Source organism: Micrococcus sp. EYE_212 (assembly GCF_023147585.1).
Classification (GTDB): domain Bacteria; phylum Actinomycetota; class Actinomycetes; order Actinomycetales; family Micrococcaceae; genus Micrococcus.
Genome location: NZ_JAHXOZ010000009.1, coordinates 66700 through 78392, shown reverse-complemented (window position 1 = coordinate 78392; position 11693 = coordinate 66700). Strand labels below are relative to the sequence as shown.

The window sequence follows — 11693 nt, the reverse complement described above, 5'->3', positions numbered from 1 at the left end:
TTACATCACTGCTGATAATCAGCGAATATCAGCACTCCTGACACGGGACGGTCCGGGCAATGCCCCCCGCCGCGCGGCAGCGGCCACGACGAGGGCCAGCATCGCGGACAGCACCGCCAGGCCGCCGTAGCCGGCCACGCCCAGCACGACGCCGGCCAGCCCGGCGCCCGCGGCTCCGGCCAGTCCCATGCCGGCGTCGGTGACGCCCTGCACCAGCACGCGGTCCGTCCCCGTGACCAGTTCCGACACCCGGGCCGAACCGGCCACGGTGGCCGCCGACCAGCCGAGGCCCAACAGGATCAGGCCCACGGTGACCACGGGCACCGAGGCCCGACCCGCCCCCGCGAGGAGGCACGCGGCCGCCAGCGTCCCCAGCCCGACCGCGGTGAGACGCACGCGTCCCCACCGGTCCGCCAGGTGGCCCATCACCGGGGAGAGCGCGTACATGCCCGCGATGTGCAGGGAGATGACGAGCCCGATCACCACGAAGGTGTCCGGAGCGGTGTCCAGGTGCGCGGCATGGTCGTGCGCGGCGTGCGCCGCACCGGAGGCCGCGTCCTGGGCCGCCGCGTCCTGGGCCAGGCGGGCCAGGTGCACGGGCGTCATGGACATGACGGCCACCATCACCGCGTGCGCGGTCACCACGGCCGTCACGGCGAGCGCGACCGCCCGCTCCCGGCGCAGGACGGCGAGACCGTCCGCGAGCCGGGGGCGGGGGGCGGGGGGTCCGCCCCCGAGGCGCAGGGCCGTGGTGAGGGGGTCGGGGCGGAGGCCGACCTGGAGGACGGCGACGGCGAGCAGCATGCCCGCCAGGGACAGCAGGAACGGGCCGGAGGTGTCCGGCAGCCCCAGCGGTCGCGCCAGGGCGGCACCGGGGCCGATGAGGTTGGGGCCGGCGACGGCGCCGAGGGTGATGGACCAGACGACGAGGCCCAGGTCGCGGGCGCGGGTGGCGTCGTCGGCGAGGTCCGTGGCGGCGAAGCGGGCCTGGAGGTTGCCGGCGGCGCCGAGGCCCACGAGGAGCGCGGCGGCGAGGAGCAGCGGGTAGCTGCCGAGCACGGGGGCGAGGACCATGCCGACGGTGCCGAGGGCGGCGAGACCGTAGGCGGCGGTGAGGGCCGTGCGCCGGCCGTGGGCGAGGGCCAGGCGGGCCAGGGGCAGCGCGCTCAGCGCCCCGGCGAGGGACATGGCCATGGTGGTGGTCCCGCCCCAGCCGGCGTGGCCGCTGAGCTCGACGGCCATGACCGAGCCGACCGCGAGCGCGGAGCCGTTGCCGAGGCCGGAGAAGACCTGGCTGGCGGCGAGGGTGCGGACGGTGCGGCGTCGGGCGGCGCGCCGGGGGGTGGTGTCGAGGAGCCCGGCGGGGGTCACTGTTCGCGCTCCATCTGGCGCAGCTCCTTCTTCAGCTCCGCGACCTCGTCGCGCAGGCGCGCCGCGAGCTCGAACTGCAGCTCGGTGGCGGCCTGGTGCATCTGGGCGGACATCTGTTCGATGAGGTCCTGGAGGTCCTTGGCGGGGATGGACCCGGCTCCGACGGCGGGCGCGTCGCCGTCGGAGCCCGTGCCCGCCCGCTCCGCGCCCTCGCGGACGGAGGAGAGCCCGCGGTGGCCCATGCCGTAGTCGAAGCCGGACTTCACGCCCCCCATGCCCTTGAGGAAATCGGCGGTGTCCGCGTCCTCGCGGGCCAGCTGGTCGGTGATGTCCGCGATCCTCTTGCGCAGCGGCTGCGGGTCGATCCCGTGCTCCTCGTTGTACGCCACCTGCACGGCGCGCCGGCGGTCGGTCTCCTCGATGGCCTGCCGCATGGAGTCCGTGACGCGGTCGGCGTACATGTGCACCTCGCCGGAGACGTTGCGGGCCGCGCGGCCGATGGTCTGGATGAGCGAGGTGGAGGAGCGCAGGAAGCCCTCCTTGTCCGCGTCCAGGATGGCCACGAGCGAGACCTCGGGCAGGTCCAGGCCCTCGCGCAGCAGGTTGATGCCCACGAGGACGTCGAACACGCCCTGGCGCAGCTCGCGCAGCAGCTCCACGCGGCGCAGGGTGTCCACGTCCGAGTGGAGGTACTCGACCTTCACACCCGCCTCGAGCAGGTAGTCGGTGAGGTCCTCGGCCATGCGCTTGGTCAGCGTGGTCACGAGGACGCGCTCGTCCTTCTCGACGCGGACGCGGATCTGCTCGAGCAGGTCGTCGATCTGGCCCTGCGTCGGCTTGACCACGATCTTCGGGTCCACGAGCCCGGTGGGGCGGATGATCTGCTCCACGCAGCCGTCCGCCTGGGAGAGCTCGTAGGTGCCGGGCGTGGCGGACATGTAGACGGTCTGCCCGATCCGCTCGAGGAACTCGTCCCACTTCAGCGGCCGGTTGTCCATGGCCGAGGGCAGGCGGAAGCCGTGCTCCACGAGCGTGCGCTTGCGGGACATGTCCCCCTCGTACATCGCGCCGATCTGCGGGATGGTCACGTGGGACTCGTCCACCACGAGCAGGAAGTCGTCCGGGAAGTAGTCCAGCAGGCAGTGGGGGGCCGAGCCGGCGGGCCGCCCGTCGATGTGCCGGGAGTAGTTCTCGATCCCGTTGCAGTAGCCCATCTGCTGCATCATCTCGAGGTCGTACGTGGTGCGCATCCGCAGGCGCTGGGCCTCGAGCAGCTTGTCCTGGGACTCCAGCTCCTGGAGACGCTCGCGCAGCTCGTCCTCGATCGACGTGATCGCCTTGCCCATGCGCGTGTCCCCGGCCACGTAGTGGGAGGCCGGGAAGATGTACATCTCCGTCTCCTCCCGCACGACCTGGCCGGTGAGGGGGTGGAGGGTCTGGATGGACTCGATCTCGTCCCCGAAGAACTCGATGCGCACCGCGAGCTCCTCGTACATGGGGATGATCTCCACCGTGTCCCCGCGCACCCGGAACGTGCCGCGGTGGAAGTCCATGTCGTTGCGCACGTACTGCATCTGCACGAACTGGCGCAGCAGGGCGTCCCGGTCCATCTCCCCGCCGCGGCGCAGGGTGACCATCTGCTCGATGTACTCCTCGGGCGTGCCGAGGCCGTAGATGCAGGAGACGGTGGCCACCACCACCACGTCCCGGCGTGTGAGGAGGGCGTTGGTGGCGGAGTGGCGCAGCCGCTCCACCTCCTCGTTGACGGAGGAGTCCTTCTCGATGAACGTGTCCGACTGCGGGACGTAGGCCTCGGGCTGGTAGTAGTCGTAGTAGGAGACGAAGTACTCGACCGCGTTGTTCGGCAGCAGCTCACGGAACTCGTTGGCCAGCTGTGCCGCGAGCGTCTTGTTCTGCACCATCACGAGGGTGGGCCGCTGCAGCCTCTCGATCAGCCACGCGGACGTGGCCGACTTGCCGGTGCCGGTGGCGCCCAGGAGGACGACGTCCTTCTCCCCCGCCTGGACACGCTCGGCGAGCTCCGCGATGGCGGCGGGCTGGTCGCCTGAGGGCTCGAACGGGGAGACGACCTCGAACGGCGCGACGACGCGGTTGATCTGCTTGGCCAGGCTCATGGGCAGAACCCTACGCGCGCCGCCGACGCGTCAGCGCGTCACGGCGCAGCGGGCGGAGCGAGGAACCGGTCCCACACCTGGTTCGCGGCGGAGGCCAGGCGCGTGAGGTCGGCGTCGTTGACGATCACGACGTCGGCGGCCGCGCGGCGCTGCGCGTCGCTCGCCTGCGCGGCGATGCGCGCCTCGGCGTCCTCCCGGCTCATCCCCCGGTCCTGCGTCATGCGCCGGATCCGCTCCTCGAGCGGGGCCTCCACGACGACGACGAGGTCGAAGGCGTCCGCCTGGCCGGTCTCCACGAGCAGCGGCACGTCCTGGACCACGACGGCGTCCGGGCCCGCCTCGGCCACGATCCCGCGGGCCATCTCCCGCACCCGGGGGTGCACGATCCGGTTGAGCCGCTCCCGCTCGCCCGCGTCGCCGAACACGATGCGGGCCAGCGCGACCCGGTCGAGCTCCCCGTCGGCGGTGATCACCCGGTCCCCGAACGCGTCCTGGACGGCGGCGAGGCCCTCCGTCCCCTTCTCGAGGACGGCGCGGGCCAGTGCGTCCGAGTCCACCAGCAGGGCGCCGCGCTCCTCGAGCACCCGGGCCACGGCCGACTTGCCGGCCGCGATGCCCCCGGTGAGCCCCACGTGGACGCGGGGACGGTGGGCGACGGGGGCGGGGGGCTCGGACATCGACTCTCCTGGAGGACTCAGCGGGCAGGGTGGGAGGCACCGGCGGCGTCGACGACGGGCTGGATCCTCGCGTCCCAGTATGCCCGGACCTCGTCGCGGAGCTCCTCGAGGGTGCCGGCGTTCTCGAGCACCGTGTCCGCGACCTCGGCGCGCTCCTCGTCCGCCGCCTCCTCGTCGATGAACGCCCAGGCCCGCTCGCGGCTCATCGCGTGGGAGTCCATGAGGCGGGCGACGCGCAGCTCGGCCGGGGCGGAGACCGCGAGCACCTGGTCGAACTCGCGGGCGGAGCCGGTCTCGGTCAGGAGCGCGAGGTCCATCACCAGCACGGCGTCCTCCCCGACGGCCCTGGCCCGGGCGTCGGCCTCGGTGCGCACCGCCGGCGCGACGATCTCGTACATGCGGCGGCGCGCCGTCGTGCTCTCCGTGGTCAGGCGGTTGAGGGCGCGCACGTCGAGGGAGCCGTCCGCGTGCACGATCTCCTCGCCGAACACCCCGCGCAGCTCGTCGAGCACGGCACTGCCGGGCACGAGGACCTCGCCCATGAGGTCGTCGAACTCGACGACGACGGCACCGAGCCGCTCGAGCTCCTCCCCCACCGCGGTCCGGCCGGCCGCGACGCCGCCGGTCAGGCCGACCGTCAGGAGGGCGTGTTCGGCGGCCGCACGCTGCTGGTGCCACGTCTTCGGCGTGTGGGTGTCGTACTCCGGCTCCGTGCCCACCTCGAACTCGGGGCGCACGACGTAGTCGGACACGTCGGCGCCGTCCTCCGCGGCGCGGCGGCGGTACTCCTCGGCGGGGAGCACCTTCTTCCACTGGCGGGTGCGCATCGGACGGACGGCGCCGGCGTCCTCACGGAGCGCCTGAACGAGGAGCACCACCTGGACGACGGTGATCATGAGGATCGGCAGGCCGATGACGATGATGACCTCCTGGAGGGCGGCCAGGCCGTCCTCCCCCGCCGTGAGGATGATCGCGGCGCACACGGCGCCGATCGACACGGCCCAGACGACGCCCTGGATGCGCGGGGCAGGGTCCTCGTGGCCGTTGACCATGGCATCCATGACCAGGGCGCCGGAGTCGATCGAGGTGATGAAGAACAGCGAGATGACCACGAGCGCGACGACGGCGGCGCCGAGGGAGAGGGGGGTGCCCTGCAGGTGCTGGAACAGCGCGGCCTGCACGTTGCCCTCCTCCACGATGGTCCGGGTCAGGTCTCCGCCCGTCCCCGGAGACGGGGCCGTGGCCCGGTCCGACTGGAACGCCGAATGGCCGTAGACACCCATCCAGATGATCACGAACGCCGTCGGCAGGCCGAGTCCGGCGGCGACGAACTGGCGGATGGTGCGGCCGCGGGAGATGCGCGCGAAGAACATGCCGACGAACGGGGCCCACGTCACGGTCCAGGCCCAGTAGAAGACCGTCCAGTCGCCGGACCAGGCGCCCGAGTTGTAGGTGTCGTTGTAGGTGGAGAGCAGGGGCAGTGCGGTGACGTACTCGCCGACGGCCTGCACCGTCCCGCGGATGACGTCCATGCTCGAGCCCGCCCACATGAGGACGTACACCAGGAGGGCGATCGCGAGGATGATGTTGGCGTAGGAGAGGCGCTTGACGCCCTTGTCCATGCCCGCGAGGACGGAGGCGACGCCCACCGCGGTGATCACGGCGAGGATCAGGGCCTGGACCCAGGGGGCGACGGGCGTGCCCAGCACCTCGTTCATGCCGGAGTTCAGCTGCAGGGCACCCAGGCCCACGGACACGCCGAGGCCGAAGACCGTGGAGACCACCGCGATGATGTCGATGGCCTTGCCGACGGGGCCGTGGATGCCGTCGCCCAGCAGCGGCTGGAACGCCGACGACACGCGCGGGGGCAGCTTGCGCTTGTACGTGAAGTAGCCGAAGCACAGCCCCGGCACCAGCAGGATCGCCCACATGTGGATGCCGAAGTGGAAGTTGGCGATGCTCATCGCCTCCGACGCCGCCTGGTCGGAGAAGGGCTCGGTGCCGGCCAGCGGCGGGTTCGCGTAGTGGTTGATCGGCTCCGCGATCCCCCAGAACATGAGCACGGCGCCGACGCCGGCGGCGAACATCATGGCGAACCAGACGAGGCCGGAGTACTCGGGGACCGCGTCGTCGTCGCCGAGCTTGACCCGGCCATAGCGGCTGAAGGCCAGGCCGAGCATGAAGACGACGAGGACGGTGAGGCTCAGGGTGTAGATCCAGCCGGCGTCGTAGCGCAGCCACGTGGCGACGATGCCGAAGGTGCGCTGCACCGGGCCCGGAAAGAGCCCCATGGCCGCGGTGAAGAGGACGATGAGGCCGAGGGAGCCGAAGAAGATCGCCGGGCTGGTGCGGAGCCGGAGGGCGTCGTGCAGGCGCGTGAGCGGGGAGGTCATGGGTCTCGCAGACGGGGTCGGGTCCAGCCCGCGGCGGCGGTTCGTGCGCTCACCGGTGGGCCGGTGCCGGGTGGCACGGGTCACCAGGCTAGCGTGCGCCCGCGGTCAGCGCGTGCCGAGCGCCTACGCTGGTGCCCATGTCTGTCGACCCCGCCCCGGGCCTGCCCGGGCCCGCCGACGCCGCGCGGTGCACCGTGCTCCCCGCCGGCGCACGGCGCCCCGAGGGCTGGGTCCGCCTCGAGCAGGAGGTGCGGCGCAGCCGCTTCCGCGCCTACCTGGGACGCGTCGCCGACGAGGACGAGGCCCGCGAGATGGTCGCCGAGCTGCGGCGCCGCCACCACGACGCGCGGCACGTGTGCAGCGCCTTCGTCCTGGGCCCGCGCCGGGAGCGCATGCGCTCCTCCGACGACGGCGAGCCGGCCGGCACCGCGGGCACCCCCATGCTGGAGGCCCTCGTGCAGCGGGAGACCCGCCCCGGCCACGCCGACCTCACGGACGTCTGCGCCGTCGTCGTGCGCTGGTTCGGGGGCGTGAAGCTCGGGGCGGGCGGCCTGGTGCGCGCATACTCGGGCGCCGTCTCCGCCGCCCTGGCCACGGCGCCGCTGCTCTCCCGGGAGCGCATGGCGCTCGGAACGATCGCCGCGCCCCATGCCGACGCGGGGCGCTGGGAGAACGACCTGCGTGCCGCCGGGGTGCACGTCACGGCGACCGACTACGCCGCCGACGCCGCGTGGCTGCACGTCGCGGTGGCGGACTCCCCCGCCGCGTGGGCGGATCTCGAGCAGAGCCTCGCGGGGATCACCGCGGGCAGCGGACGCGTGGAGCGCGTCGGAGAGGACTGGGTGGACCATGACGACGACCTCGCACGATGACCGCGACCGCGTCCCGGCGGGGGTGACCCCCGACGTGGTGCTGGGCGGGCTCCCGGACGACCTGACCCGCGGCGTGCCGTGGGAGTCCCTCACGCGCTGGCCCCTGCCCGCCGAGGCGGGGCGCGCCGCCCACGACGCCGCGGACGTGCTGCTCCTCGACACCCTCGCCGGATGGCTGGCGTGCGGTCACGCGGCCGGCCCCGTGGTGGTTCTCGAGGACCGGCACGGCGCCCTCACCCTCCCCCTGCTCGCGGCCGGGCACGACGTCCGCCTGGCCCAGGACGACGCGTCCGCCGAGCGCTCGGTGCGGGCGAACCTGGAGCGCTGGCGCGCGGAGGGCCTGCTGCGGGGCTCCGCCGGGTCCCTGACGCACGCGGAGCTCGACGATCGGCTCGTCCGCGGCGCCCGGACCGTGCTGCTCCCCCTGCCCCGCTCCCTCGACGAGCTGGACCGGATCGCCCGGATCCTGGCGCGCGGCGCGGACCCCTCCGTCGTCGTGCTGGCCGGGGGCCGGGACAAGCACATGAGCCCGCGGATGAACGCGGTGCTGGCGGCGTCCTTCCAGGACGTCGTCGCGAACCGGGGCCGCCGCAAGGCGCGCGTGCTCACGGCCCGCGCGCCCCGCGCGGGCGTGGCGCCCCGGCCCCATGACGAGACCACGGCGGCCCTGCCGGGGATCGGCCCCGTGCGCCTCGTGGCCGAGGCCGGCACGTTCGGCGGGGCGCACGCCGACCCCGGCTCCCGCCTGCTCCTCGAGGCGCTGGCGGAGGACCCGCGCCCCCCGGCCCGCGCCGTGGACCTGGGCTGCGGCAACGGCCTGATCGCGGTCGGCGCGGCCCGCCTGTGGCCCCACGCCCGGATCACCGCGACGGACCAGTCCGCCGTCGCGGTCGCCTCGACGCGGGCGACGGCCGAGGCCAACGGCCTGGCCGAGCGGGTCGAGGCCGTCCGGGACGACGCGCTCGCCTCGTGGGCGGACGCCTCCGAGGAGCGGATCCTGCTGAACCCCCCGTTCCACGACGGCAACGCGGTGGACCCCACGGTCGCACACCGCCTCTTCGGGGCCGCCGCGCGCGTCCTGGCTCCGGAGGGGGAGCTGTGGTGTGTGTGGAACTCGCACCTGCACCACCGCGGGATCCTGCAGTCCGTCGTCGGGCCCACCCGGCAGGTCGCGCGGAACCGCACGTTCACGGTGACGGTCTCCACGCGGCGCGGCTGACCCCGGACACGACGAAGCGCCCCGCCCCTCCTTGATGGAGGGACGGGGCGCTCGTCCGTGGTGGGCGTCCGCCCGGGCGGCGGCCGTCACCGGCTCACCGCACCGGATCAGTTGCCGGTCAGCTTCTCGCGCAGGGCGGCGAGGGCCTCGTCGGAGGCGAGGGTGCCGCCGTCGGAGGCCGGGGCCTCGGAGGAGTACGTGGAGGCGCCGGCGCCGGCCGAGGAGGACTCGGTGCCCGCCTGGGCCTCCTCCTCGACGGAGCGACGCACCTGCTCCTTGTGGGCCTCCCAGCGGGTCTGGGCGTCGGCGTACTGCTGCTCCCACGCCGCGCGCTCGGACTCGAAGCCCTCCATCCACTCGTTGGTCTCGACGTCGAAGCCCTCGGGGTACTTGTAGTTCCCCTCCTCGTCGTACTCGGCGGCCATGCCGTAGAGCGCGGGGTCGAACTCGGTGCCGTCCGGGTCCACGCCCTCGTTGGCCTGCTTGAGGGAGAGGGAGATGCGGCGACGCTCGAGGTCGATGTCGATGACCTTGACGAACAGCTCGTCGTTGACCGACACGACCTGCTCGGCGGTGTCGATGTGGCGCGAGGCCAGCTCGGAGATGTGCACGAGGCCCTCGATGCCGTCCTCGACGCGCACGAACGCGCCGAAGGGGACGAGCTTGGTGACCTTGCCGGGCACGACCTGGCCCAGGGCGTGGGTCCGGGCGAAGAGCTGCCACGGATCCTCCTGGGTCGCCTTCAGCGACAGGGAGACACGCTCGCGGTCCATGTCGACCTCGAGGACCTCGACGGTGACCTCCTTGCCGACCTCGACGACCTCGGACGGGTGGTCGATGTGCTTCCAGGAGAGCTCGGAGACGTGCACGAGGCCGTCCACGCCGCCCAGGTCGACGAACGCGCCGAAGTTGACGATCGAGGACACGACGCCCTGACGGACCTGGCCCTTCTCCAGCTTGTGGAGGAAGTTGGAGCGGACCTCGGACTGGGTCTGCTCGAGCCAGGCACGGCGGGAGAGCACCACGTTGTTGCGGTTCTTGTCCAGCTCGATGATCTTCGCCTCGAGCTTCTGGCCGATGTAGGGGGCCAGGTCGCGCACGCGGCGCATCTCCACCAGCGAGGCGGGGAGGAAGCCGCGGAGGCCGATGTCGATGATGAGGCCGCCCTTGACGACCTCGATGACGGTGCCCTCGACGACGCCGTCCTCCTCCTTGATCTTCTCGATGTCGCCCCAGGCGCGCTCGTACTGCGCGCGCTTCTTGGAGAGGATCAGGCGGCCTTCCTTGTCCTCCTTGGTGAGGACGAGGGCCTCGACGGAGTCGCCCACGGCCACGACCTCATCCGGGTCCACGTCGTGCTTGATGGACAGCTCGCGGGAGGGGATGACGCCCTCGGTCTTGTACCCGATGTCGAGCAGGACCTCGTCGCGGTCCACCTTGACGACGGTGCCCTCGACGAGGTCGCCATCGTTGAAGTACTTGATGGTCGCGTCGATCGCGGCGAGCAGCTCCTCGGCGGTGCCGATGTCGTTGACGGCAACCTGGGGGGCGTTGGAAGTGGTGGTCATGTAGGAGGGACTCCGATGGGATTGGGGTTCATGCCGAGGCGGCCCGGGCACGCGCGTGTCCGTCACCCGGCATGGGTTGTGATGGTCAGATTCAAGAGCGCACGAAAGTGCCCTTCCAGGCTATCAGAAACCCACCAGGGACCGCACGGGCGCCGTGGGCCGCAGGATCGCGTCCAGGCGGTCCGCCGCGCCGGGCACCCGCTCCTCCACCAGGCCGCTCGCCACGCGGGCCGCGGCCCCGCCCGCCGCCCCGTGCCCGCCCAGCCACACCGCGGACAGGTCGGCCACGTCGAGCACGAGATCGGCCTCCGCCGGCTCGGCCGCGGCCACGCTCGCGGCGCCCTCCTGCACCGCGAGCCGCCACGTTCCGTCGGCGTGGCCGAGCGGGTCCGCCACCGTCAGGACGACCTCGCCCTCGCCCAGGTCGTCACGGGCGCCGAGGGCGGCGGGCACGTCGAGGATCCGCAGGTAGAGGTCGTCGCCGTCGCGCTGGGTGCGCATGCGGCGCTCGTCCTCGAGGAGGGCCTCGACCCATCCGGCCTCGGGGGCCCGCTCCCACTCGACCCGCTCGACGAGGTCGAGGCTCGTGAGGTGCGCGAGCAGGCCGCGGCGGGCCTCAGGGGTGAGGGCGATGAAGAGCTCCATCGTCACCGTGGGGGGCTCGACGTCCCAGCCCTTGAAACGGTACAGCGCGATCCCCTGCGCCCGCCCCGCCGCGTCCCGATGCACGGCGGCGTAGAGGCCGGTGCCCTTGCCGTCGTTCTTGAACCGGCTGCGGTCCTCCCAGCGGATCGCGGTCATGGCCGGTCGCTGAGTGGCGCCGGGGGTCGCGCGGCGGGCCCTCTGGTAGAGCTCGTCGGCGAGGGGGCCGATCTCGCGCGGCTCCTCCCGCGTGACCCGTCCCGCCGGCGCGTCGCCGCGCTGCCGCACCTCGCCGCGGACGTCGAGGTGCGTGCGGCGCCAGCGGGTCGCGGCGCCGAACCCGAAGCGTCCGTAGATCGCGGCCTCGGAGGCGGTGAGGGCCGCGACGGGCATCCCGGCCGCCGCCGCGTCCGCGAGGCTGCGGCCCATGAGCGCCCGGAGGATCCCCCGGCGGCGGAACCCCGGGTCCACGGTCACGGCGCTGATGAGCCAGGCGGGGACGGTGACGCCGGGCGAGACGGTCAGCTCGGACGGGAAGTCCTCGAACGTGGCGACGGGGCGGGACGCGGCCGGGTCGTCTCCGGCGGCGTACGCGTCGACCATGCGCCGGCCGTCCGCCTCCCCCGCCTCGAGCAGCTGCGCGAGCGACTCGCCCGCGGGCGGCTCCTCGTAGAACCCCCGCTCGACGGCCAGGGTGTGCCGCTCGAACGCCGGGTCGCCGGCGCGTCCCGGGGCCACCACCAGCTGCAGGCCGTGCGCGGCGAGGCTGTCGTCGTGGGCGTGGTGCGGGGGCATGGGTCCTCCTGGGTCGGGACG

General features: G+C 73.2%; 8 protein-coding genes. 2 read left to right on the top strand and 6 right to left on the bottom strand.

The genetic code is table 11. The features are described from left to right. Positions 1-18 precede the first annotated feature (18 nt). Genes KZX60_RS07445 through coaE (KZX60_RS07430) form a run of 4 tightly spaced genes read right to left on the bottom strand, consistent with a single transcriptional unit; the run spans position 19 to position 6576 of the window. Entirely contained in the window at positions 19-1371 is a 1353-nt protein-coding gene (locus tag KZX60_RS07445; protein ID WP_248116975.1) for an MFS transporter, read from the bottom strand. Next, positions 1368-3506: an excinuclease ABC subunit UvrB gene (gene uvrB / locus KZX60_RS07440; protein WP_248116973.1), complete on the bottom strand. Its 2139-nt coding sequence runs from the start codon at positions 3504-3506 to the stop codon at positions 1368-1370. Before uvrB ends, KZX60_RS07445 begins: the two co-directional genes overlap by 4 nt. Before the next feature lie 38 nt (positions 3507-3544). Continuing rightward, positions 3545-4183: a dephospho-CoA kinase gene (gene coaE / locus KZX60_RS07435; RefSeq protein ID WP_248116971.1), complete on the bottom strand. Its 639-nt coding sequence runs from the start codon at positions 4181-4183 to the stop codon at positions 3545-3547. Positions 4184-4200: 17 nt separating this feature from the next. Continuing rightward, entirely contained in the window at positions 4201-6576 is a 2376-nt protein-coding gene (gene coaE / locus KZX60_RS07430) for a dephospho-CoA kinase (protein ID WP_248117067.1), read from the bottom strand. A 137-nt stretch (positions 6577-6713) separates the two neighbouring features. On the opposite strand from coaE (KZX60_RS07430), the gene KZX60_RS07425 reads away from it, so the two are divergent. Together KZX60_RS07425 and KZX60_RS07420 are read left to right on the top strand one after the other, a co-directional pair. Further along, positions 6714-7448, top strand: coding sequence for a YigZ family protein (locus KZX60_RS07425; RefSeq protein ID WP_248116969.1), 735 nt, complete (start codon positions 6714-6716; stop codon positions 7446-7448). Beyond that, positions 7426-8667, top strand: a complete 1242-nt coding sequence (locus KZX60_RS07420) for a class I SAM-dependent methyltransferase (protein ID WP_248116967.1) — start codon at positions 7426-7428, stop codon at positions 8665-8667. Before KZX60_RS07425 ends, KZX60_RS07420 begins: the two co-directional genes overlap by 23 nt. Before the next feature lie 107 nt (positions 8668-8774). On the opposite strand, the gene rpsA is transcribed toward KZX60_RS07420, so the two are convergent. Together rpsA and KZX60_RS07410 are read right to left on the bottom strand one after the other, a co-directional pair. Further along, complete coding sequence (rpsA, locus tag KZX60_RS07415) at positions 8775-10235, bottom strand: 30S ribosomal protein S1 (RefSeq protein ID WP_248116965.1); 1461 nt, start codon at positions 10233-10235, stop codon at positions 8775-8777. A 123-nt stretch (positions 10236-10358) separates the two neighbouring features. Then, on the bottom strand, positions 10359-11672 hold the full coding sequence (locus tag KZX60_RS07410; RefSeq protein ID WP_248116963.1) for a GNAT family N-acetyltransferase: 1314 nt from the start codon (positions 11670-11672) through the stop codon (positions 10359-10361). Positions 11673-11693 lie beyond the last annotated feature (21 nt).

Excerpts from the sequence above, each read along its gene's own strand:
- KZX60_RS07425 (WP_248116969.1), top strand. The coding sequence starts at position 6,714 with ATGTCTGTCGACCCCGCCCCGGGCCTGCCCGGGCCCGCCGACGCCGCG.
- rpsA (WP_248116965.1), bottom strand. The coding sequence starts at position 10,235 with ATGACCACCACTTCCAACGCCCCCCAGGTTGCCGTCAACGACATCGGC.
- KZX60_RS07420 (WP_248116967.1), top strand. The coding sequence starts at position 7,426 with ATGACGACGACCTCGCACGATGACCGCGACCGCGTCCCGGCGGGGGTG.
- coaE (WP_248117067.1), bottom strand. The coding sequence starts at position 6,576 with ATGACCTCCCCGCTCACGCGCCTGCACGACGCCCTCCGGCTCCGCACC.
- uvrB (WP_248116973.1), bottom strand. The coding sequence starts at position 3,506 with ATGAGCCTGGCCAAGCAGATCAACCGCGTCGTCGCGCCGTTCGAGGTC.
- KZX60_RS07410 (WP_248116963.1), bottom strand. The coding sequence starts at position 11,672 with ATGCCCCCGCACCACGCCCACGACGACAGCCTCGCCGCGCACGGCCTG.
- coaE (WP_248116971.1), bottom strand. The coding sequence starts at position 4,183 with ATGTCCGAGCCCCCCGCCCCCGTCGCCCACCGTCCCCGCGTCCACGTG.